This is a genomic window from Actinomadura physcomitrii, from assembly GCF_008923205.2.
Taxonomy (GTDB): Bacteria; Actinomycetota; Actinomycetes; order Streptosporangiales; family Streptosporangiaceae; genus Spirillospora; species Spirillospora physcomitrii.
Map to the genome: position 1 here is coordinate 14825 of NZ_WBMS02000024.1, position 22127 is coordinate 36951.

Below are 22127 nucleotides of genomic sequence, written 5' to 3' on the forward strand. Positions count from 1 at the left end.
CAGGGGTCAGGCGCGGCCGTGCGTCCGCCGCGACCGGCGGGCGACCGAGTCCAGCGCCACGGCGAGCAGCAGCACCGCGCCGGTGACCATGAAACGGTAGGACGAGTCGAGGTTCAGCAGCGTCAGCCCGCTGGAGATCGACTGGATGACGACGATGCCGAGCAGCGCCGCGAACGCGTTGCCGCGCCCGCCGAACAGGCTCGTCCCGCCGATGACGGCCGCCGCGATCGCGTTGAGGTTCACGTCGCCGCCGCCGCTGCTCTGGTTCGAGGCCGCCAGCCGGGCCGCGGCGAGGATCCCGCCGACGGCGGCGAGCGTCGTGCACACCACGAACGCCGAGGTGTAGATCGCCTTGACGTTGATGCCGGCGCGCCGCGCCGCCTCGACGTTGCCGCCCACCGCGTACACCGACTTGCCGTACTTCGTCCGGGACAGAACGTAGTGCGTCGCGAGCACCAGGCCGAGGAACAGCACGAACATCCAGCCGACGCCCCGGTCCCGGCTCAGGTACCAGACGGCGACCGCGAGGCCGACGAGGAGGACGGCGCTGCGCAGCACCAGCGTCTGCTCGGTGGTGGCGGGCAGGCCCGCCTTGCGGCGCGCCGCCGCCTTCATGTGGCCCGTCCAGTACAGCGCGGCGGCGCCCGCGGCGGACAGCGCGTACGCCAGCCACGGCGGGACGAAGTCGAGCTGCGCGAACGTCACCAGCCACGAGTCGAACGGCAGGTTGATCGAGCCCTTCGGACCGAGGATCAGCAGCTGCAGGCCGAGGAAGCCGAGCAGGCCGGCGAGGGTGATGACGAAGCTCGGCACGCCGAGCCGGTTGAACACCTGCCCGTAGAACCAGCCGATCAGGCAGCCCGCCGCCGCGGCCGCGACGAGCGCCACCACCGCGGGCATCCCGTGGTCGACGAACAGCACCGCGGTGATCGCCGCGCTGAGCCCGCTGACGGACCCGACCGACAGGTCGATCTGCCCGACCAGCAGCATGAACACCACGCCGAGCGCGATCACCCCGACCGGCGCGCACTCCATCGCCAGGTTCACCAGGTTCGCGCTGGACAGGAACACCGAGTTCAGGGCCTGCATGACGGTCCAGATGACCACCAGGCCCGCGACGACCGGCCATACGCCGAGGTCGCCGCCGCGCACCCGGTCCGCCATCCCGGTGAGGGTGGCGCGCAGGCCGCGGTCCTGCGGCTCCTCGACCGGCGCGCGCTCCACCGGCGGCGCCGTGGTGAGGTCACTCATCGCCCTCCCCCTTCGTCATCGCGATCGTCGGGACGGCCTCGTCCGCGTCGGCCTTGTCGGCCTTGTCGGCGGGCTCCGCTTCGGCGGCGTCGTCCTGCTCGGCGTCGTCCTGCTCGGCGTCGTCCTGCTCGGCGTCGTCCTGCTCGGCGTCGTCCTGCTCGGCGTCGTCCTGCTCGGCGTCGTCCTGCTCGGCGGCGTCCTGCTCGGCGGCGTCCTGCTCGGCGGTGGGGCCGGGCTCTCCGCCGGATGCGCGGGCGCGCCGGGAGCGGCGGCTCACCACGTTGTCGGTCGCGCCGGTGATCGCCGCGACCAGCTCCTCGGCGGACGTCGTCTCCGCGTCGAACACGCCGTTGTTGCGGCCGAGCCGCAGCACGGCGACGCGGTCCGCGACCGCCTTCACGTCCGCCATGTTGTGGCTGATCATGATGACGCCGAGGCCGCGCTCGCGGAGCCGCTCGATCAGGTTCAGCACCTCGGCGGTCTGTGCGACGCCGAGCGCGGCGGTCGGCTCGTCCAGGATGATGACCTTCGGGTCGCCGAGCAGCGAGCGGGCGATCGCGACGGTCTGCCGCTGCCCGCCCGACAGCGCCGCGACCGGCGCCTCCACCGACGGGATCTTCGCCGACAGCTGGCGCAGCAGCTCCCGGGACCGGACCTCCATCGCGACCTCGTCCAGCCGCAGCGCGCGCAGCTCGCGGCCGAGGAACAGGTTCTCGATGACGTTCAGGTTCTCGCAGAGCGCGAGGTCCTGGAAGACGGTCGCGATGCCGAGCTGCTGCGCCGCCGCGGGGCTCGGCACCGCCACCTCCCGGGACTCGAACGTGATGGTCCCCGCGTCCGGCGGGTGCACCCCGGACAGGACCTTCACCAGCGTGGACTTGCCGGCGCCGTTGTCGCCGACGAGCGCGACGACCTCGCCCGCCGCGACGTCCAGGTCGACGCCGGTGAGCGCGGCGACCGCGCCGAAGGACTTGCTGATGCCGCGCAGCGACAGCAGCGCGCCGTCCGTCGCGGCGGCCGGGGCGGGGGCCGTGGGGGTGGGCGTGGGTGACATGACCGACCTTCGTGGATCGTTGCCCGGTGCGGGCCGCTACTTGATGCCGAGCTGGGTGCAGCCCGAGGCGTACTCGGCGGTGCAGACCTGCGAGGCCTTGAGCGCGCCGCCCGGCCCGAGCAGCACCGTGGCGATGTTGTCCTTGGTGACCACGGTCGGGGTGAACAGCTGCGACGGGGTGTTGAACAGCGTCGCGTTCGGCTTCGGCTTGTCGCCCTTGACCAGCGCGTACGCCGCCTCCGCGGCGGCCTCCGCGACGATCTTGATCGGCTTGGAGATGGTGTTGTACTGGTCGCCGTTCACGATCCGCTGCGCGGCGGCGAGCTCGGCGTCGTTGCCGGTGACGGGCGGGACCGGCTTCCCGGCCGCCTTGAACGCGGCGACGCTCGCGCCGCCCGTGCCGTCGTTGGCGGCGACGACGCCGGCGATCTGGCCGCCGAACTTGCTGATCTGGCCGCTCACCCAGTCCTGCGCCTTGGCGGGCTCCCAGCCGGGGGTGTCGTACTCGGCGAGGAGCTTGAAGCCGGACGGGTCGACCGCGCTGTGGATGCCCTTCTTGATCAGGTTCGCCGCGGCGTCCGTCGGCGAGCCGTTGACCTCGAGGATCCCGCCCCTGGCCTTGGTCTGCTTCAGGTGGTCGACCAGCGACTGGCCGATCATCGCGCCGATCTTCTCGTTGTCGAAGGAGACGTAGAAGTCGGCCTTCGCGGCGGGGATGGGCCGGTCGTAGGCGATCACGGCGACCTTGCGGGACTGCGCCATCCGGACGATGGACGCGGCCGCCGCCGAGTCGACCGGGTCGATCACGATCGCCTTGACCCCCTGCGCCAGCACGGAGCTGGCCTGCTGCTGCTGTTTCGAGGCGTCCGCGCCGGCGTTCTGGTACAGCACCGAGCAGCCGCCGCACAGCTGCTTCATCTTCGCCTTGAACAGCGGCGCGTCGTACAGCTCGTAGCGGGTCGAGGCGATGTCCGGCATGAGGAACGCGATCTTGGCGTTCTTCGCGTCGCCGCCGGTCGAGCCCGCGCTCTTGGACGAGCAGGCCGCGGCGGGGGCGAGCACGGCCAGGGCCGCGCCGGCCGCGGCGGCCGTCCGGAGGGAAAGCTTCGTCACTGAGGTCTCCTCGGTGCTGCGCCCGTGGGGATGGGCGGCCGATCCAGTGCGGCGGCCGTCCGGGCCGGGTCCGACCGGCCGTCGCGGTGAGAACGTAACACCCAGAACGTTAGAAGTGTCAATAGTGCTGCGTTAACTAACATTCATCGGCGTGATGTCGTGCCAGAGCAGTCGACGGAACACCCAGGTCACAACTCGATATCGACCGCGCGGAGCCTCTAGGCGACACGGGTCATCGTGGTGTTGGTTCTAACATCGCCCATCACAGCAAGGCGGGCGGAACGGGCGCTCAGCCGCGCGCGGCGACCTGGTACTCGACCTTGTGCCGGTCGAGTTCGCGGAGCGCCGCGGCGGACGCGCCGTCGTCGGTGATGACCCGCTCGAACTCGCCGAGCGGCGCCACCCGGTGCAGCGCGGTGCGCCCCAGCTTCGTGTGGTCCACCAGCAGGACGTTGCGGACGGCGCTGCGCAGCATCGCGCGCTTCACCACCACGACCCGCTGCTCCTGGTGGCACGCGTTGCCCGCGGACACCGCCGACGTCGACACGAAGCACAGGTCGACCTGCAGCGACTCGATCGCCTCGACGCACGAGACGCCCATGAAGGAGTTGTGCAGCGGGTCGTAGTCGCCGCCGAGCGCGATCAGCCGGACGCCCTGCACGGGCGCCAGCAGGTTGAGGCAGTCCAGGAAGTTGGTGACGATCGTCAGCGGGCCGGCGTCCTTGATCCGGCGGGCGAGCGCGAGCGCGGTGGTGGAGTCGTCCAGCATGATCGCCATGCCGGGCTCGACCAGCTCCGCCGCGGCGGCGGCGATCGCCTCCTTCTCCTCGCGCATCGACTTGCCCCGGTAGGCGACGCTGCTCTCGAAGACGCCCGAGCGCTGCGCGGTGACCCCGCCCCGGTACTTGCGGACGATGCCCTGCCGTTCCAGCTCGTCGAGGTCGCGGTGGATGGTCATCAGGCTGACCCCGAACCGCTCGACCAGCTCGGCGGCGGTCGCCGAGCCCTGGGCGAGGACCGCCTCGGCGATCGCGTCCTGGCGCTGGGCGGGCCCCCGCCGCTGCCGGTTGCTCATGCCCCGCTCCTCCGTCCGGACGCCGCGAGCGCGGCGGGTAGGGGGGAAGTTAACATCACTGATGTTAAGACCTCAACCGGTGCTGTCACTCCCGGCGGTGGCGGGCAGGCCGGCGTCGCGCCATGCCTTGAAGCCGCCGACGACGTCGGTGGCGCGGGTCAGGCCGAGGTCGTGCAGGGACGCGGCGGCGAGGCTGGAGGTGTAGCCCTCGGAGCAGAACACGATGACGCGCACGTCGTGCCCGGTGGCCTGCGGCAGGCGGGCGTCCGACCGCGGGTCGAACCGCCATTCCAGGACGTTGCGCTCCACGATCAGCGCGCCCGGGATCTCGCCCTCGGCGGCCCGCTGCGCGGCCGGGCGGATGTCCACCAGCACGGCGCCGTCGCGGGCCTCGGCGTGCGCCGTGCCGGGGTCGAGCCGGTCGAGCCGCTCGCGGGCGGCGGCGAGGATCTCATCGATGCTGCGCGACATGTCCCCCAGCATGGCATCAGATTCCCTACTGAGCGAATAGGGAATCCGGTGCTCGCCCGGTGGCCGCGCCCGGGACGGCGCGGTACTACCGTCGACGGCAGGGGCGCCGCCTCGGCGCGGCGGAACGGTCCAGGGCGAAGGGGCGGATGTGGGCGATCACGGCGGTCTCGTGGCGGCGCTGCGGCGCGCCGGCGTCAGCGGGGTGGACGACTCGGCGCTGGCCCGGTCGATGTACGCCTCGGACGCCTCGCTCTACCGCGTCCCGCCCGCGGTCGTGGTGACGCCCCGGGACACCGGCGAGCTGCCCGCGGTGCTGGCCGTGTGCCGGGAGTTCGCGGTGCCGCTGACGATGCGGGGCGCGGGCACGTCCATCGCCGGCAACGCGGTCGGCCCCGGCGTCGTCGTCGACGCGAGCCGGCACCTGAACCGGGTGCTGGAGATCGACCCGGACGCCGGGACGGCCCTGGTCGAGCCCGGCATCGTGCAGGCGCGGCTGCACGCGGTCGCGGGCGCGCAGGGGCTGCGGTTCGGTCCCGACCCGTCCACCCGGACGCGCGCCACCCTCGGCGGCATGATCGGCAACAATGCGTGCGGGTCGCGGGCGCTCGGCTACGGCCGCACCAGCGACAACGTGCTCGGCCTGGACGTGGTCGCCGGGACCGGGGAGCGGCTGCGGCTCGGCGACGTCCCCGGCGGCTCCGCCGCGAAGACGGCCGGGAGCCCGCTGCTGGAGCGGCTCGGCGATCTCGTGGCCGGGCACCTCGCGCTGATCCGCACCGAGTTCGGGCGGTTCGGCCGGCAGGTGTCGGGCTACTCGCTGGAGCACCTGCTGCCGGAGAAGGGCTTCGACGTCGCGCGGGCGCTGGTGGGCAGCGAGGGGACGCTCGCCGTGACGCTCGCGGCGCGGCTGCGGATGGTCCGCGAACCCGCGTGCCGGCTGCTGGTCGTGCTCGGGTACGGGTCGATGGCCGAGGCCGCGGACGCCGTCCCGGCGATCCTGCCGCACGGCCCGGTCGCCTGCGAGGGGCTCGACTCGCGGATCACGGACGTGGTGCGGGAGCGGCGCGGCCCGGACGCGGTGCCGCCGCTGCCCGAGGGGTCGGGCTGGCTGCTGGTGGAGCTGGCCGGCCCGGAGATCGGCGCGCTGCGCGACACCGCCCGCGCGGTCGTCGCCGCGTCCGCGAGCACCGGCTCGACGCTGGTCGAGGACATGGCGCTGGCGGACGCGCTGTGGCGGATCCGCGAGGACGGCTCGGGCCTGGTGGCGCGCACGCCGGACGGCCGGCAGGCGCACGCCGGCTGGGAGGACGCGGCCGTCCCGCCCGAGCGGCTCGGCTCCTACCTGCGCGAGTTCGAGGCGCTGCTGGACGGGCACGGTCTGTTCGGCGTCCCGTACGGGCACTTCGGCGACGGCTGCGTGCACGTCCGCATCGACTTCCCGTTCGACCGGCCCGGCGGCACGCGCGTGTTCCGCGACTTCCTGAACGAGGCGGCGGCGCTCGCGGCGCGGCACGGCGGCACGATGTCCGGCGAGCACGGCGACGGGCGCGCGCGCGGCGAACTCCTGCCGCACATGTACTCCCCCGAGGCTCTCGACCTGTGCGCGCGGGTCAAGGACCTCTTCGATCCCGACGACGTGCTCAACCCGGGGATCATCGTCCGGCCCGCGCCGGTGGACGCCGGCGTGCGGATGGCGGGCATCGCCCCTGTCACCCGCGCGGAGCTGCCGACACTCGGGCTCGCCTACCGGCACAACGCGGGCGACCTGTCGCGGGCCGTGCACCGCTGCACCGGCGTCGGCAAGTGCCGCGCCGACAACACCGGGACGGGCGGCGTGATGTGCCCGTCGTACCTCGCCACCCGCGAGGAGAAGGACACCACCCGCGCGCGGGCCCGCGTCCTTCAGGACGTCGTCTCCGGGCACCTCGGTCCCGACGGCTGGAAGTCCGAGGCGCTGCACGACGTCCTGGACCTGTGCCTGTCGTGCAAGGGCTGCGCGTCCGACTGCCCCACCGGCATCGATATGGCGTCCTACAAGGCCGAGGCCCTCCACCAGCGCTACCGGCGCAGGCTCCGGCCCCGCGCCCACTACGCGCTCGGCTGGCTGCCGCGCTGGACGCGCCTGGCAGCGAAGGCGCCCGCCGCCGTGCCGGCGCTGAACGCCGCCCTGCGGTCCCGGGCGCTGCGTCCGCTGGTCGCCTGGGCGGCCGGCATCGACCGCCGCCGCTCGCTGCCGGCCTTCGCACCCGTCACGTTCCGCCGGCGGTTCGCCTCCCACCGCAGCCCGGCGGGCCGCAACGGCGAGGTCGTCCTGTTCGTCGACACCTTCACCGACGCCTTCTCGCCCGACGTCGCCGACGCGACCGTCAAGGTCCTCGAATACGCCGGCTACCGCGTGACCGTCACCGAACGCCCGGTCTGCTGCGGCATCACGTGGATCTCCACCGGACAGCTCGACGGCGCCCGCGCCCAGCTCCGCCGCACCGTCCGGGCCCTGCTCCCGCCGGTGCGGCGCGGCGCGAAGGTCGTCGGCATGGAGCCGTCGTGCACCGGCGTGCTCCGCTCGGACGCCGAGGAGCTGCTGCGGGGCGTCGACGCGGCCGCGGCCCGCGAGGTCGCCGCCGCCACCCGCACCCTCGCCGAGCTGCTCGCCGAGACCCCGGACTGGACGCCGCCCGACCTGTCCGGCGTCACCGGGGTCGCGCAGCCGCACTGCCACCACCACGCCGTCATGGGCTGGACGAAGGACGCCGCCCTGCTCAGGGACGCCGGCGCGCGGATCACCAGGCTCGGCGACTGCTGCGGCCTCGCCGGGAACTTCGGCGTCGAGAAGGGCCACCACGAGGTGTCCGTCGCGATCGCCGAGCACCGGCTGCTGCCGGCCGTCCGCGAGGCCGCGGGCGGCGACGTCGTCCTCGCCGACGGCTTCAGCTGCCGCACCCAGCTCGCCGACCTCGCGTCCCGCCGGGGCGAGCACCTGGCCCAGCTGCTGGCCCGCCACCTCCCCGGGTGACGTCAGCGGCGGGCGAGCGTGCGCGACAGGGTGAGGGCGGCGGTGTGGACGGCCGGCGCGACGGCGGCCAAGCGCATGCGGTTGGACCAGCCCGACACCGACAGCGCGCCGATCGCCTCGCCGTCCGGGCCGAGGACGGGGCTCGCCGCGCACAGGATCCCGGCCCCGGACTCCTCCCGGTCGTAGGCGACGCCCTCCTCGCGGATCTTCGCCAGCTCGCGGGTCAGCAGGCCGGGCGCGACGACCGTGCGCTCGCCGACCTTGACCAGCCCCGCGTCCAGCACCCGCTGGACGACCTCCGGAGGTGAGAACGCCAGGATCGCCTTGCCGACGCCGGTCGCGTGCGCGGGCAGCCGCCCGCCGACCTGCGACGGCATCCGCGGCGCGTCGGACGCGCCGAGGATCTCCACGTACACGACCTCGGCGCCCTCCAGGACGGCGAGGTGGACGGTCTGCCGCGTCGCCTCCCGCAGGTCCGACATGTACGGCACGGCGGCGTCCCGCAAGACGCGCTGCCGCGGCACCCGCTGGCCGATCTCGAACAGCTTCAGGCCGAGCCGCACCCGCGTCCCCTGCCGCTCCAGCAGCCCCGCCTCCACCAGGTCGAGCGCGAGCCGGTGCGCCGTCGAGCGCGGCAGGCCGCTGCGGCGGGCCAGTTCCGCCGCGCCGAGGCCGTCGTCGTCCGCCCGGAAGGCGGTCAGCACCGCGACGGCGCGGCGCAGGAAGGTGTCGTCGGACGGCATGGCCTCACTGTAGAAGACGTGTCCCACCACGCGGGACGGCCGCGTTGCCCGGAGGCCGCCCGGCGCGGAAGGCTCGGCGCAGAGACGACGAAAGGAACGGCCATGGACCCGGGTTCTGCTTCTCCCGAGGGCGGACGGCCCCCCACGCCTCCCGGCCCGGCTGCGCCGGAATGGGTGGAGAAGTCCGCCAGGGCACTCCTCGACGCGTACGCCTCCGGCGTCCCGATCGCCCCGCTCACCGCGTCGCACCCCGATATGACGGTGGACGACGCGTACGCGATCCAGCGCGCCCAGTCGGACGCGTGGACCGCCGCGGGCGCCCGGATCAAGGGCCACAAGGTGGGGCTGACGTCGGCCGCGATGCAGCGGCAGATGGGCGTGGACCAGCCGGACTTCGGCGTCCTGCTGGACTCGATGTTCCTGCCGGAGAGCAGCCCGATCGACGCGGGCCGCTTCCTGCAGCCGCGGGTGGAGCCGGAGGTCGCGTTCGTGCTCGGCCGGCCGCTGTCCGGGCCGGGCGCGACGGCCGCCGACGCGGTCGCCGCGGTGGAGTACGTGCTGCCCGCGCTGGAGGTGATCGACTCGCGGATCGCCGACTGGAAGATCACGCTGCCGGACACCGTCGCGGACAACGCCTCCAGCGGCGGCCTGGTGCTCGGCACCCGGCCCGTCCGCCTCGGCGACCTCGACCTCGCGCTGATGGGCTGCCTGCTGCACCGCGACGGCGTCCTGATCGACACCGGCGCCGGCGGCGCGGTGCTGGGCTCGCCGATCAACGCGCTGGTGTGGCTGGCCAACGTGCTCGGCGAGCGCGGCATCGCGCTGGAGGCGGGGCACGTGGTGCTGCCCGGCTCGATCACCGCGGCCGTCCCGGTCGCGCCGGGAGAGACGCTCACGGCGACGTTCGCCGGGATCGGTTCGGTCACCGCACGGTTCGGAAAGGAGGAGGAGGCATCGTGAGCAAGTTGACGGCCGCCATCGTCGGGCCCGGCAACATCGGCACCGACCTGCTGGTCAAGCTGACGCGCAGCAAGCTGATCGACGTCCACTCGATGGTCGGGGTGGTGCCCGACTCCGACGGGCTCGCCCGCGCCCGCGAGATGGGCGTGCCGGCGTCGGCGGAGGGCGTGGACTGGCTGCTGAGGCAGCCGACCCTGCCCGACCTGGTGTTCGAGGCGACGTCGGCGAAGGCGCACCTCGCCAACGCGCCGCGCTACGAGGAGGCGGGGATCACCGCGATCGACCTGACGCCCGCCGCCTCCGGGCCGCTGGTGTGCCCGCCGGTGAACCTTGACACGCTGTCGGACGCGCCGAACCTCAACATGATCACCTGCGGCGGGCAGGCGACGATCCCGATCGTGCACGCGGTGTCGTCGGTCGTCCCGGTGCCGTACGCGGAGATCGTCGCGTCGATCGCCTCGCGCTCGGCTGGGCCCGGCACCCGGGCGAACATCGACGAGTTCACCGAGACCACGGCGCGCGCGATCGAGCAGGTCGGCGGCGCGGTCCGGGGCAAGGCGATCATCATCCTGAACCCGGTCGACCCGCCGATGATCATGCGGGACACGGTGTTCTGCGCGATCCCGTCCGACGCCGACACCAAGGCGATCGCCGCGTCGATCGACAAGATGGTCGCCGAGGTCGCCACCTACGTGCCCGGCTACACGCTGCGCGCCGAGCCGCAGTTCGACGAGCCCCGCGACATCTGGAACGGGATGGCCCGCGTCGCGGTGTTCCTCGAGGTCCGCGGGAACGGCGACTACCTGCCGCCGTGGGCCGGCAACCTCGACATCATGACCGCGGCCGCCGCCCGGGTCGGCGAGCAGCTCGCGCGCAGGAAGGCCACCTCATGACCGAGCAGACGGCGGAGAAGATCCGCATCACCGACTCGACGCTGCGGGACGGCAGCCACGCGATGGCGCACCGCTTCACCGAGGAGCAGGTCCGCGGCGTGGTGCACGCCCTGGACAGCGCGGGCGTCGAGGTCATCGAGGTGACGCACGGCGACGGCCTCGGCGGCTCGTCCTTCAACTACGGCTTCTCGCTGGAGGACGACGTCAAGCTCGTCGCCGCGGCCGTGGACGAGGCGACCCGGGCGAAGATCGCGGTGCTGCTGCTGCCCGGCCTCGGCACGGTGAACGACCTGCGCATGGCGCACGACGCGGGCGCGTCGGTGGCCCGGGTCGCGACGCACTGCACCGAGGCGGACGTGTCGCTGCAGCACTTCGCGGCGGCGCGCGAGCTCGGCATGGAGACCGTCGGGTTCCTGATGCTGTCGCACCGGATCGGCCCGCAGGAGCTGGCGAAGCAGGCCCGGATCATGGTGGACGGCGGCGCGCAGTGCGTGTACGTCGTCGACTCGGCGGGGGCGCTGGTGCTCGGCGAGGCGCAGGAGCGGATCAGCGCGCTGGTCAAGGAGATCGGGCACGAGGCGCAGGTCGGCTTCCACGGCCACCAGAACCTCTCGCTCGGCGTCGCGAACTCGGTGCTGGCGCAGCAGAACGGCGCCCGGCAGATCGACGGGGCGCTGTGCGCGCTCGGCGCGGGCGCGGGCAACTCCCCCACCGAGGTGCTGGTCGCGACGTTCGAGCGGCTCGGCATCCCGACGGGCGTGGACGTGCAGGGCGCGATGGCCGCCGCCGACGACGTGGTGAAGCCGTTCCTGCACCGGCTGCCGTTCGCGGACCGCGGCGCGATCACGCAGGGCTACGCGGGGGTGTACTCCAGCTTCCTGCTGCACGCCGAGCGGGCCGCGGAGCGCTACGGGGTGCCGGCGCACGAGATCCTGCAGAAGGTCGGCGAGGCCGGCTACGTCGGCGGCCAGGAGGACATGATCATCGACGTGGCGCTGCAGCTCGCCGCGGAGCGCGACCGCGCGTCCTGACCGGTCCCGGCCGCCTCAGGCCCGGCCATCTCGAACCCGGGAGCCCGCTCCGGCGAGCGGGCTCCCGTCCAGCTCGGCGAGGAGGGCGCGGAGGTCGTCGTAGACGGCCGCCGCGCCCTCCTCTTCCAGCTCGCGCCGGCTCCAGCCGCCGGTGAGGACGCACACGCACGGCATCCCGGGGCGGGGAACCGGCGCCGGCCGCACCTTCGGGCGCGCGTGCGGCCGGCACCGGGGCATTGGGGGCGTCCCTGGACCGTCCGGTAAGAGGAACTCTAGGCACACTTTGACGATGCGACAATAGCTATTGGCACTTGGCCAACAAGCATTTTCCCGGGACAAGCGACCGCCCCGCGGCCGGAGCCGCGGGGCGGGCGGGCGCGTCAGTGCTCGTGCACGATGACGCCCCGGATGTTCCTGCCGTCGCGCAGGTCCTGGTAGCCCTCGTTGACCTGGTCGAGCGAGTACCGCTTGGTCACCAGCGCGTCCAGGTCGAGCTTGCCCTGGTCGTACAGGCGCAGCAGGCGCGGGATGTCGTACTGCGGGTTCGCCGACCCGAACAGCGACCCCTTGATCGTCTTCTCGAAGAGCGTGAGCACCGCGCCGGACACGTGGATCGTGAGCTTCTCCGGGTGCGCGAGCCCGGTCACCACCAGCGTGCCGCCCTTGCCGATGGCGTTGAACGCGGCGCCGACGACCTCCTCGTCCACCACGCCGACCGTCACCAGCGCTTGGTCGGCGCCCTGCCCCCAGGTCAGCTCCATCACCTTGGCGAGCGCCTCGTCGGCGTCGCCGAACGCGTGCGTGGCGCCGAGTTCGAGCGCCTTGTCCCGCTTGAACGCGACGGGGTCGACCGCCACGACGTTCGCCGCGCCCGCGTGCCGGGCGCCCTGCACGGCGTTGATGCCGATGCCGCCGATGCCGAACACCACGACGGTGTCGCCGGGCCGGACGCCGCCCGCGTACACCGCGCTCCCCCAGCCGGTCGGGACGCCGCAGCCGACGAGCACCGCCGTCTCCAGCGGGAGCCAGTCGTCGACCTTCACCACCGAGTGCTGGGAGATGGTCGCGTACTGGCTGAACGTGCCGATCATGCACATCGCGCCGAAGTCCTCGCCGCCGCCGTGGAAGCGGAACGTCCCGTCGGGCATGTCGCCGTTCAGGATCGTGGCGCCCATGTCGCAGATGCTCTGCCGGCCGGTCGAGCAGTAGCGGCACGTCCCGCAGTTGGGGATGAAGCTGCACACGACGTGGTCGCCCGGCGCGACCTTGGTGACGCCGGTGCCGACCTCCTCGATGACGCCGGCGCCCTCGTGCCCGCCGACGATCGGGAACCGCGGCACCAGGTCCCCGTCGGTGAGGTGCAGGTCGGAGTGGCACAGGCCGGCCGCGACGTAGCGGATGAGGACCTCGCCGTCCTTCGGGCCGTCGAGGTCGAGCTCGGTGATCTCGAACGGCTTGCCGGGTCCCGCGAGTACTGCTGCCCTGGTCTTCACGCGCCTGACCTCCCGGTCCGTGAGTGAGGTACCTCACAACGTAATCCCGCGAGCGGGCTCCGGAAAGGGTGCGGGCCGGGACATCACGGTCGGCGGTCGGCGGCGAGGAACCGCTCGCGCAGCCCGCGCTCGGCCCGGACGATCCGCCGCCACCAGCGCCGCCCGCCGTCCGTGCGGGCGACCCGGCGCAGCGCCGGCAGGGTGGCGCGGGCGGGCCAGCGCCCGGCCGCCATCCGCAGCGCGAGCTCGCCGGTCCCGGCGACGTAGGCCTCCATCCGGTCGCCGGCCGCGCGGCTCAGCCGCGGCCGGACGGGCACGGCGAGGCCGCAGTGCGCGGTGCCCTCGGACGTGAGCCGCACCTCGACCGGGGTGCCGCCGACCGTCAGCCGCAGCCACAGGCTCCACGTCTGGTCGACCAGGCCGATCGGGCGGATCACCTGGGCGGGGAGGAACACCGTCTCCCACGCGATCCGGCCGTTCTCGCGCCGCACGGTCGCCGGGACGCCGAACGCCCGGCCGGGCCGGCGCCGGTCGCGGATCTCCAGCCGGCCGCCGAGCTCGGCGTCGTCGGGGATCCGGCCGAGCGGGTTGACGACGGTGCCGGACATGCGCAGCGCCTTTCCGTCCCGGCGCATCGCGGTGACCCGGCCGCCGAGGACCAGCTCCGACAGCGGGGCCGAGTGCACGCCGAGCCCGGTGATGTCGAGGACGCGGCGGGCCGGCGCGGCGCCGAGGTGCTCGCCGGTCCAGTAGATCCGGCCGTCCCGCTCGGCGGGGGCGATCGACAGGACGGGCCGCCCGCCGCCCTTCGGCGCGTGGTCGGCGGCGGCCATCGCCGCCTCGATGTCGTGCTCGCGGACCATCAGCGCCGCGATGGCGGGCATCTTCTCGGCCGCCTCGAAGACGGCGTCGTCCAGCTCGGCGAGGTAGGGGCGGGCGAGGCCGAGCCACGCCTCGCGGTGCCACGGGTCGCGGCTGCGCAGCTCGCGCAGGTAGAGCAGCAGGTCGTGGTCGACGAACTTGACGTCCTTGACCAGCGCGATCTCGTCCGCGCCGTGCGCGCGCAGCGCCGCGTCGATGCGTCGGTGGATCTCCAGCCGGTCGGCGAAGTCGCCCAGCTCGCCGCGCCGGTTCGTGATCGAGAGGGTGGCGGCGCGCGGATCGACCAGCCAGTTGTAGACCCGGTGGGGGATGACGGCGATCCGGTTCGCGCCGAGATACGCCTGGGCGCTGAACAGCAGGTCCTCGTAGTGCAGCCGGTCGGCGAACCGCAGGCCGGCGCGGTCCAGGTACGCGCGCCGGTAGCACTTGTTGGTCGCCAGCGTGTCATAGAGGAGGTCGGGGTTGTCGAGGATGCCCTCGTAGACGGCGCTTTGCCGGTAGAGCCAGGGGTACCAGGCGTGCTCGCGGTCGGGCAGGACGCGGACGCAGCGGCCCGACACCAGGTCGGCGCCGGTGCCGTCGGCGGCGGCGACCATGTTCCGGCAGGCGTGCCGCTCGAGTGTGTCGTCGCTGTCGAGGAACATCACGTACCGGCCCCGGGCGTGCCCGATGCCGGTGTTGCGCGGCCGCCCGCAGCCGCCGGAGTTCACCGGGTGGGTGAAGGCGCGCACCCGGCCGGGGTCCCGGGCGGCCAGCCGGGCGGCGACGGCGGGCGTCGGGTCGGTGCTCGCGTCGTCGACGATCACGACCTCCACACCGGGAAGCGACTGGCCGAGCGCCGAGCGGACCGCGCGGGCCAGCCGCGACGCGTCGTTGTAGACGATCACCACGACGGTCACATCGGGTTCGGGTGGCATCGGCGTCACCGCCCTCGCTGCTCGCTCATCACCTACTTATTGCCTGGGGGTGATCAAAAAGTGAGCACCGGACGGCCCTCGTCCGGCTTGGAGATATACCCCGAACCGTGCGAAAACTCCCCGGTCAGGGACGTACCGGCCACCAAGACGGCATAGGGGTGTCACGGGAGTGCCGGCAGGGTGGCGGCGACGCGGGCGGCGGTATCGCGGAGCCAGATGTGCGCCGCGTCCTGGGTGTGGACGGGGTGCCACCACAGCGCCTCCTGGACGGGCACCGCCTCGAACGGGCACGGCAGGACGCGGACGGCCGCGATCGGCGCGACCAGTTCGGCGAGGCGGCGCTGGATGAGGGCGATGCGGCGGGTGCCCGCGACGAGGCTCGGCAGCAGCTGGAAGCTCTGCACCGACACCTCGACGTGCGGTTCGAGGCCGAGCATGCTCAGCTGGCGGGCGGCCGGCGCGTCGTAGGGGCGCTGGTAGACGACCCAGGGCAGGCGGGCGAGGTCGTCCATGGTGAGGCGGTCGCCGACGCCCGGATGGTCGTCGGCGACCATGCAGACCCATTCGTCGCGGTACAGCTCGACGGTCGGCAGGCCGCTGACGATGCCGTGCGGCATCAGCAGCCCGTCGACGGCGCTGAGCGTCGCGTCGGTGTTCTCGGTGATCCCCGGGCCGACCTGCTGGAACACCAGGCTTGCGGCGGGCGCGGCGGCGTGCAGGGCGCGGGCGAGCGCGGCGCCGAACACGGCGACGGCGTAGTCGGACGCGATGATCGTGAACTCGCGCGCCTCGGTCGCCGGGTCGAACTCGGCGCGGCTGGTGAACAGCCGTTCCAGCAGCCCGCAGGCGGTCGCGCAGGGCACCAGCAGCGCGGTGCCGAGCGGGGTCAGCTCGTAGGTGTTGCCCGTCCGGACGAGCAGGTCGTCGGCGAAGTGGTGGCGGAGCCGGGCGAGCGCGGCGCTGGTGGCGGGCTGGCTGAGCCCGATCCGCCGGCCGGCGCGGGTGACGTTGCGCTCCTCCAGCAGCGCGCGCAGCGCGACGAGGAGGTTCAAATCGAGGCTCGCCAGGTTCACTGCGCCCAGCCCATCTGTGTCGTCGATGGCAGCCATCCGGAGAATCAATTTCCCAGATCGGCTCCGGTGTCCCAAGGTTAAGGCAGACATCGAGAGGACACCTGGTGGAAGCACACGCGCACCCGTCCGGCCCCTTCGCGGTCGGCACCTTCTCCCGCGGGGACGGCCCGCGGTTCGCCGGCCTGGTCCGGGACGGACGGGTCCTGGACCTGCGCACCGTCCCGAGCCTGCCGGGCGGCGGGGCGACGACCCGCGGCCTGCTGGAGCGCTGGGACGACGTCCTGCCGCTGCTGCACGCCGCCGCCGGATCCGGCGACGGCGTCTGGACTCCGCTGGACGACCTGGCGGTGCACGCGCCCGTCGAGCCGCGGCAGATCCTGCAGTCGGGCGCCAACTACCGCACTCATGTCATCGACCTCGCGGTGGCCCACGAACCGGAGGGCGGGCGGCCCGCCGAGCAGGTGCGCGAGGAGACGGCGGCGATGATGGACCGGCGCGCCGCCGAGGGCCGGCCGTACATGTTCATCGGGCTGCCGTCGGCGGTGACGGGCCCGTACGACGACGTGGTGATCCCGAACTGGTGCGAGAAGCCGGACTGGGAGCTGGAGCTGGCCGCGGTGATCGGCCGTCCCGCCTACCGCGTGCCGGTCGGCGAGGCGGCGGCGCACGTCGCGGCCTACACGATCGCCAACGACCTGACGGCGCGCGAGGCGGTGTTCCGCCGGGACATGCCGGAGATCGGCACGGACTGGCTGCGCGGGAAGAACCCGCCGACGTTCCTCCCCCTCGGCCCGTACCTGGTGCCGTCGGCGTTCGTCGGCGACCCCGGCGACCTGCGGGTCACGCTGAAGCTCAACGGCGACGTCATGCAGGACGAGTCCACCAAGGACATGATCTTCAACGTGGCGCGGCTGGTGGCGTACGCGTCGCGGACCGTCCGGCTGCTGCCCGGCGACCTGGTCCTGACCGGCAGCCCGGCCGGCAACGGCATGCACTGGGGCCGGCTGCTGCGGCCCGGCGACGTCATGGAGGGCTCGATCACGGGCCTCGGCGCGCAGCGCAACCGGTGCGTCGCCGAAGCGCGGGAGGCGTGATGCTCGACCGCACCGACCCCGAGGCCGCGATCGCCGAGGCCGCCGCCAGGTACTCCAACTGGGGGCGCTGGGGCGACGACGACGTCCTCGGCACCGTGAACTTCATCGACGAGGCGAAGCGGCGCGAGGGCGCCGCGCTGGTCCGGCGGGGCGTGTCGTTCTCCCTGTCGCAGCGCTTCGACATGGACGGCCCGCAGAAGGGCTGGCGGCGCCGCACCAACCCCGTCCACACGATGCTGGACACCGGCACGGACGCGGCGCTCGGCAACCAGGGCTTCCCGCACGGCATCGGCGGCGCGGACGACGTGGTCGCGATGCCGCTGCAGTGCTCCACCCAGTGGGACGGCCTCGGCCACATCTTCGACCACGGCAAGGCGTGGAACGGGCGCCCGGCGGAGCAGGTCGTCACGTCCGAGGGTGACCTGGTCACCGGCATCGAGCACATGGCCGCGCCGGTCGCCGGGCGGGGCGTGCTGCTGGACGTCGGGCGCGTCGTCGGGGAGGACGGCGAGCTGCCCGACGGCTTCGCCATCACCGAGGGGCACCTCCAGGCGGCCATCGACGCGCACGGTGTGGCGGTCGGGCGCGGCGACATCGTCTGCGTCCGCACCGGGCAGCTCACGCGCGCGCGCCGCGACGGCTGGGGCGACTACGCGGGCGGGCCCGCGCCGGGCCTGTCGTTCACCACGGCCGGATGGCTGCACCGCACCGAGATCGCGGCGATCGCCACCGACACGTGGGGGTTCGAGGTGCGGCCGAACGAGTTCGACGACGCGTTCCAGCCGCTGCACCAGGTCGCGATCCCGAACATGGGGCTGCTGATCGGCGAGCTGTGGGACCTGGACGCACTCGCGGCCGACTGCGCGGCCGACGGCGTGCACGAGTTCTGGCTGGCGGCCGGGCCGATCCCGGTGACCGGCGCGGTCGGCGCCCCTGTCAATCCCATCGCGGTGAAGTGAGGTCGGCATGGCGGCAGTGGGGAACGTCCTGATCGTCGGGGGCGGCACGGCCGGGTCGGCGCTGGCCGTCCTGCTCGCGCGGGGCGGTGTCGCGGTGGACGTCGCGGAGATCGAGCCGGACGCGACCGCGCTCGGCTCGGGGATCACGCTGCAGGGCAACGCGCTGCGCGTGCTGCGCGACCTCGGCGTGTGGGAGCGGGTGAGCGCGTCCGGATACGCGTTCGACGTGCTCGGGCTGCGGGCGCCGGACGGGACGCTGCTCGCGGAGGTCCCGGCCGCCCGGACCGGCGGCCCGGACCTGCCCGCGACGCTCGGGATGAACCGTCCCGAGCTGGCGGCGGTGCTCGCGGAGGCGGTGCGGGACGCGGGCGCGACCGTCCGGTACGGCCTGACCGTCACCGCGCTCGACGACTCCGGTGCGCATGTCGCGGTGCGGTTCTCCGACGGCACCGCCGGCACGTACGACCTGGTCGTGGGCGCGGACGGCATCCGCTCCGCGGTGCGGGGCCTGCTCAAGATCGACGTGGCGCCGCAACCCACGGGGATGGGCATCTGGCGGATCCGCACACGGCGTCCCAAGAGCGTCGAACGCACCGACCTGGTCTACGGCGGGCCGTGCTTCATCGCCGGGTACTGCCCGACCGGCCCCGACACGATGTACGCGTACCTGGTGGAGAAGGCGCGGCCCCGCGAGTCGATCGCGGACGCCGGCAAGCCGGCGCACATGCGCGCGCTCGCCGAGGGCTACGGCGGCGCCTGGGACGAGATCCGCGCCGACATCACCGACCCGGACCGGATCAACTACACCTGGTTCGAATCGCTGCTGGTCGACCGTCCGTGGAACCGGGGCCGGACCGTCCTGATCGGCGACGCGGCGCACGCGTGCCCGCCGACGCTGGCGCAGGGCGCGGCGCAGTGCCTGGAGGACGCCGCCGTCCTCGCCGAGCTGCTGCTGGGCGCCGAACGGCTCGACCATGCGCTGTTCGAAACCTTCATGGACCGGCGGTTCGAGCGCGCGAAGGCGGTCGTCGAGGCGTCGGTGCAACTCGGGGAATGGCAGCTGCACCCCTCCCCCGACGCCGACGTCCCCGGCCTGATGGCCCGTATCAGCGAGATCGTGAGCGAGCGCCCGTGAGCATCCCCACCGTCGACGTGCACGCCCACGTCCTGCTGCCGCAGATCGAAGAGGCGGTCGCCGAGGCGCCCGGCCACGCCGAGCACAAGGAGCTGGACGCACGCCGCAACGGCCCGGAGTCGCTGAAGGCGAGCGGGAAGATGATCGGTGAGCGGTTCGCGCGGCTGACGCGGATCGAGGCGCGGCTCGCGGACATGGACGCCGCCGGGGTGGACGTGCAGATCGTCAGCCCGTCGCCGTCGCACTATCACTACTGGGCCGCGCCCGATCTCGCGCGCACCGTGTACCGGACGGCGAACGAGGCGACCGCCGAGCACTGCGCGCGGGCGCCGGAGCGGCTGCGCGGGCTCGGGCTCGTCCCGCTCCAGCATCCGGACCTGGCCGTCGAGGCGCTCGACCACGCGCTGTCGCTCGGGCTGAAGGGCGTCGAGATCTCCTCGCACGCGCCCGGCCGCGAGCTGTCCGACCCGGCGCTGGATCCGCTCTGGGCGCGCGCCGCCGAGACCGGCGCGGTGGTGTTCCTGCACCCGTTCGGCTGCACGCTGGACGAGCGGCTCGACCGGTACTACCTGTCCAACATCGTCGGGCAGCCGGCGGAGAACGCCGTCGCGCTCTCGCACCTGATCTTCTCCGGCGTGCTCGACCGGCACCCCGCACTGAAGATCGTCGCGGCGCACGGCGGCGGCTATCTGCCGACCTGCCTCGGCCGCGCCGACCACGGCTGGCGGGTGCGCCCCGAGTCCCGCTCCTGCGCCGAGCCGCCGAGCGCCTATCTGCGGCGGATCTGGTTCGACTCGCTCGTCTACGAGCCGGGCGCGCTGCGCGCGCTGATCGCGGCGGCGGGCGCGTCCCAGGTCGTCATGGGCTCGGACCACCCGTTCGACATGGGTGTGGACGACCCGCTCGACCGGCTCCGCGCCGCCCTGCCGCCCGGCGGCGACCTGGACGCCGTGCGCGGCGGCAACGCCGTCGCCCTCTTCGACCTCAAGGAGCACTGATGCCCGCAAGGCTCATCACCCATCTGCGCCATGTGGACCTCGCCGTCCCCGACTACGACCGGCAGCGCGAGTTCTACTCGGGCGTCTGGGGCCTGACCGAGGTCGCGGGCGACACCGGCATCTCGTTCCTGGCGGCGGAGGGGTCGCCGGAACAGTACGTCGTCCGGCTCCGCAGGGCGGACGAGAAGCGCCTCGACCTGGTGTCGTTCGGCGCCGCGTCCCCCGCCGACGTCGACGCGCTCGCCGCGCGGCTCGGCGCGGCCGGCGTCGCGATCGTCGCCGACCCCGGAGAGCTCGCCACGCCCGGCGGCGGGTACGGGTTCCGGTTCTTCGACATCGACGGCCGGACCGTCGAGGTGTCGGCCGGCGTCGCCGTCCGCGAGCACCGGAGGCTGGAGGAGCGCGAGGCGGTCCCGGTCCGGCTGTCGCACGTGGTGCTGAACGCCCCCGACCTGGACGCCACCCGCGCCTGGTACGAGACGCACCTGGACTTCGCGCTCAGCGACACCCTCACGTCCCCGCACATGGGGAAGGTCATGCACTTCATGCGCTGCAACCCGCAGCACCACAGCATGGCGATCGCGAAGGGTCCGCACACCTCCCTGCACCACGTGTCGTTCGAGATGCGCGGCTTGGACGAGTACATGTTCGGCACCGGCCGGCTGCTGCGCGCCGGAGTGCGGATGATCTGGGGGCCGGGGCGGCACAAGGCGGGCGACAACACCTTCTCCTACTTCCTGGACCCGCACGGCAACACCGTCGAGTACACCACCGAACTGGAGACCCTCGACGAGGACGCCTGGCACCCGCACCTGTACGACTTCTCCGACCCCGACGTCACCGACCAGTGGGGCACCGCCAACCCGATGAACGAACTCGTCGCGAAAGAATCGTTCAACGACCCCGACCGCGGCGTCTTCGTCGCCCCGCCGGTCTGATCGGGAGGGACGTCCATGCGACTCGCCACGTACCTGCACGAGGGCGCCCGCCGCTGCGGCGCCGTGGAAGGCGACCGGGTGCTGCCGTTCCCGGACGGCACCGACCTGCTCGCCCTCATCGCCTCCGGATCGGCGTTCCCGGCGGCGGGCGCGGCCGTCCCGCTGGCGGACGTGCGGCTGCTGCCGCCGATCGAGCCGCCTTCCGTGCGGGACTTCGTCGCGTTCGAGGAGCACGTCGAGGGCGTCCGGAAGGCGGTGGACGGCGCGTCCGGCGTCCCGGACGCCTGGTACGACGCCCCGACGTTCTACTTCTCCAACCCGCACGCGATGGTCGGCGCGCACGACGACGTGCCGGTGCCGCCCGGCTGCCGGGACCTCGACTTCGAGCTGGAGGTCGCCGCCGTCATCGGGCGCGCGGGCGCCGACCTGTCCCCCGAGCGGGCGCGCCAGCACGTGTTCGGCTACACGGTCTTCAACGACTGGTCGGCGCGCGACCTGCAGTCCCGCGAGATGCGGGTGGGCCTCGGTCCCTGCAAGGGCAAGGACTTCGCCACCACGCTCGGCCCGTGGATCGTCACCGCCGACGAGCTGGAGCCCTACCGCGACGCCGACGGGTTCCTGCGGCTGGGCCTGACCGCCGAGGTCAACGGCGAGGTCGTCGGCCGCGACCTGCTGTCCAACATGGGCTGGCCGTTCGAGGACCTCCTCGCCTACGCCTCGCGCGGCGCCCGGCTGCGGCCCGGCGACGTCCTCGGCTCGGGGACGTGCGGCAACGGCGGCTGCCTCGCCGAGCTGTGGGGACGCCGCGGCGCGCAGGACCCGCCGCCGCTGAAGCCCGGCGACACCGTCACCCTCACCGTCGAGGGCATCGGCGCGGTGTCGAACACGATCGTCCCCGGCGCGGCCCCGGTCCCGATCCCCCGCGCCCGCAAGCGCCCGCGAAACGCCCTTCGTTGAGTTGCGGGGGGGGGGGGGGGGGGGGGGGCCCCCACACCCCCCCCCCCCCCCAGGCACCGGGGGGGGGGGGGGGGGGG

The 22127-nt window shown here is 73.6% G+C and carries 19 protein-coding genes and 1 pseudogene; 10 read left to right on the forward strand and 10 right to left on the reverse strand.

Annotation, left to right across the window (positions count from 1 at the left end; genetic code table 11):
• Positions 1 to 6: 6 nt before the first annotated feature.
• The 5 genes and pseudogenes from F8568_RS27395 to F8568_RS27415 all read right to left on the reverse strand — a co-directional run bounded on the left by F8568_RS27395 (position 7) and on the right by F8568_RS27415 (position 4964).
• Positions 7 to 1251: a sugar ABC transporter permease gene (locus tag F8568_RS27395; RefSeq protein WP_202125405.1), complete on the reverse strand. Its 1245-nt coding sequence runs from the start codon at positions 1249 to 1251 to the stop codon at positions 7 to 9.
• Between the two features lie 244 nt (positions 1252 to 1495).
• Positions 1496 to 2305 (reverse strand): annotated as a pseudogene (locus F8568_RS27400) (ATP-binding cassette domain-containing protein); the annotation flags it as partial.
• A 36-nt stretch (positions 2306 to 2341) separates the two neighbouring features.
• Positions 2342 to 3418 (reverse strand): substrate-binding domain-containing protein, encoded by a 1077-nt coding sequence (locus tag F8568_RS27405; RefSeq protein ID WP_202125407.1) that lies wholly within the window; start codon positions 3416 to 3418, stop codon positions 2342 to 2344.
• A 289-nt stretch (positions 3419 to 3707) separates the two neighbouring features.
• Positions 3708 to 4493: a DeoR/GlpR family DNA-binding transcription regulator gene (locus F8568_RS27410; RefSeq protein WP_151596583.1), complete on the reverse strand. Its 786-nt coding sequence runs from the start codon at positions 4491 to 4493 to the stop codon at positions 3708 to 3710.
• Positions 4494 to 4565: 72 nt separating this feature from the next.
• Positions 4566 to 4964, reverse strand: a complete 399-nt coding sequence (locus F8568_RS27415) for a rhodanese-like domain-containing protein (RefSeq protein ID WP_151596584.1) — start codon at positions 4962 to 4964, stop codon at positions 4566 to 4568.
• Positions 4965 to 5193: 229 nt separating this feature from the next.
• Between F8568_RS27415 and F8568_RS27420 the strand changes: the two genes are divergently transcribed.
• Entirely contained in the window at positions 5194 to 7977 is a 2784-nt protein-coding gene (locus tag F8568_RS27420; RefSeq protein ID WP_151596689.1) for an FAD-binding and (Fe-S)-binding domain-containing protein, read from the forward strand.
• A 2-nt stretch (positions 7978 to 7979) separates the two neighbouring features.
• Here F8568_RS27420 and F8568_RS27425 read toward each other — a convergent pair whose 3' ends face one another.
• Complete coding sequence (locus F8568_RS27425) at positions 7980 to 8720, reverse strand: IclR family transcriptional regulator (protein ID WP_151596585.1); 741 nt, start codon at positions 8718 to 8720, stop codon at positions 7980 to 7982.
• A gap of 102 nt (positions 8721 to 8822) precedes the next feature.
• On the opposite strand from F8568_RS27425, the gene F8568_RS27430 reads away from it, so the two are divergent.
• Genes F8568_RS27430 through dmpG form a run of 3 tightly spaced genes read left to right on the forward strand, consistent with a single transcriptional unit; the run spans position 8823 to position 11604 of the window.
• Positions 8823 to 9680 carry a 2-keto-4-pentenoate hydratase gene (locus F8568_RS27430; protein WP_151596586.1) on the forward strand — a complete coding sequence of 286 codons (858 nt, stop codon included), beginning with the start codon at positions 8823 to 8825 and terminating at the stop codon, positions 9678 to 9680.
• A complete protein-coding gene (locus tag F8568_RS27435; RefSeq protein ID WP_151596587.1) occupies positions 9677 to 10573 on the forward strand; it encodes an acetaldehyde dehydrogenase (acetylating) in 897 nt (298 codons plus the stop codon). The genes F8568_RS27430 and F8568_RS27435 overlap by 4 nt, the downstream gene beginning before the upstream one ends.
• Positions 10570 to 11604 carry a 4-hydroxy-2-oxovalerate aldolase gene (dmpG, locus tag F8568_RS27440; protein ID WP_151596588.1) on the forward strand — a complete coding sequence of 345 codons (1035 nt, stop codon included), beginning with the start codon at positions 10570 to 10572 and terminating at the stop codon, positions 11602 to 11604. Before F8568_RS27435 ends, dmpG begins: the two co-directional genes overlap by 4 nt.
• A gap of 15 nt (positions 11605 to 11619) precedes the next feature.
• On the opposite strand, the gene F8568_RS27445 is transcribed toward dmpG, so the two are convergent.
• The 4 genes from F8568_RS27445 to F8568_RS27460 form a co-directional block, all read right to left on the reverse strand.
• Complete coding sequence (locus F8568_RS27445) at positions 11620 to 11769, reverse strand: hypothetical protein (RefSeq protein WP_160573776.1); 150 nt, start codon at positions 11767 to 11769, stop codon at positions 11620 to 11622.
• Between the two features lie 215 nt (positions 11770 to 11984).
• Positions 11985 to 13097, reverse strand: coding sequence for an NDMA-dependent alcohol dehydrogenase (locus F8568_RS27450; RefSeq protein WP_151596589.1), 1113 nt, complete (start codon positions 13095 to 13097; stop codon positions 11985 to 11987).
• A gap of 83 nt (positions 13098 to 13180) precedes the next feature.
• Positions 13181 to 14896, reverse strand: coding sequence for a glycosyltransferase family 2 protein (locus tag F8568_RS27455; protein ID WP_151596590.1), 1716 nt, complete (start codon positions 14894 to 14896; stop codon positions 13181 to 13183).
• Positions 14897 to 15057: 161 nt separating this feature from the next.
• Positions 15058 to 16005 carry a LysR family transcriptional regulator gene (locus F8568_RS27460; RefSeq protein WP_202125408.1) on the reverse strand — a complete coding sequence of 316 codons (948 nt, stop codon included), beginning with the start codon at positions 16003 to 16005 and terminating at the stop codon, positions 15058 to 15060.
• A gap of 68 nt (positions 16006 to 16073) precedes the next feature.
• Here F8568_RS27460 and F8568_RS27465 point away from each other — a divergent pair, with 68 nt between their 5' ends.
• The 6 genes from F8568_RS27465 to F8568_RS27490 are packed head-to-tail and all read left to right on the forward strand — an operon-like array spanning position 16074 to position 22050.
• A complete protein-coding gene (locus F8568_RS27465; protein WP_151596591.1) occupies positions 16074 to 17063 on the forward strand; it encodes a fumarylacetoacetate hydrolase family protein in 990 nt (329 codons plus the stop codon).
• On the forward strand, positions 17063 to 18022 hold the full coding sequence (locus tag F8568_RS27470) for a cyclase family protein (RefSeq protein WP_202125409.1): 960 nt from the start codon (positions 17063 to 17065) through the stop codon (positions 18020 to 18022). The genes F8568_RS27465 and F8568_RS27470 overlap by 1 nt, the downstream gene beginning before the upstream one ends.
• 7 nt (positions 18023 to 18029) lie before the next feature.
• A complete protein-coding gene (locus F8568_RS27475; protein ID WP_151596593.1) occupies positions 18030 to 19157 on the forward strand; it encodes an FAD-dependent oxidoreductase in 1128 nt (375 codons plus the stop codon).
• On the forward strand, positions 19154 to 20155 hold the full coding sequence (locus tag F8568_RS27480) for an amidohydrolase family protein (RefSeq protein ID WP_328601043.1): 1002 nt from the start codon (positions 19154 to 19156) through the stop codon (positions 20153 to 20155). Before F8568_RS27475 ends, F8568_RS27480 begins: the two co-directional genes overlap by 4 nt.
• Entirely contained in the window at positions 20155 to 21093 is a 939-nt protein-coding gene (locus tag F8568_RS27485; RefSeq protein ID WP_151596595.1) for a VOC family protein, read from the forward strand. Before F8568_RS27480 ends, F8568_RS27485 begins: the two co-directional genes overlap by 1 nt.
• Before the next feature lie 15 nt (positions 21094 to 21108).
• Positions 21109 to 22050 carry a fumarylacetoacetate hydrolase family protein gene (locus tag F8568_RS27490; RefSeq protein WP_151596596.1) on the forward strand — a complete coding sequence of 314 codons (942 nt, stop codon included), beginning with the start codon at positions 21109 to 21111 and terminating at the stop codon, positions 22048 to 22050.
• Positions 22051 to 22127 lie beyond the last annotated feature (77 nt).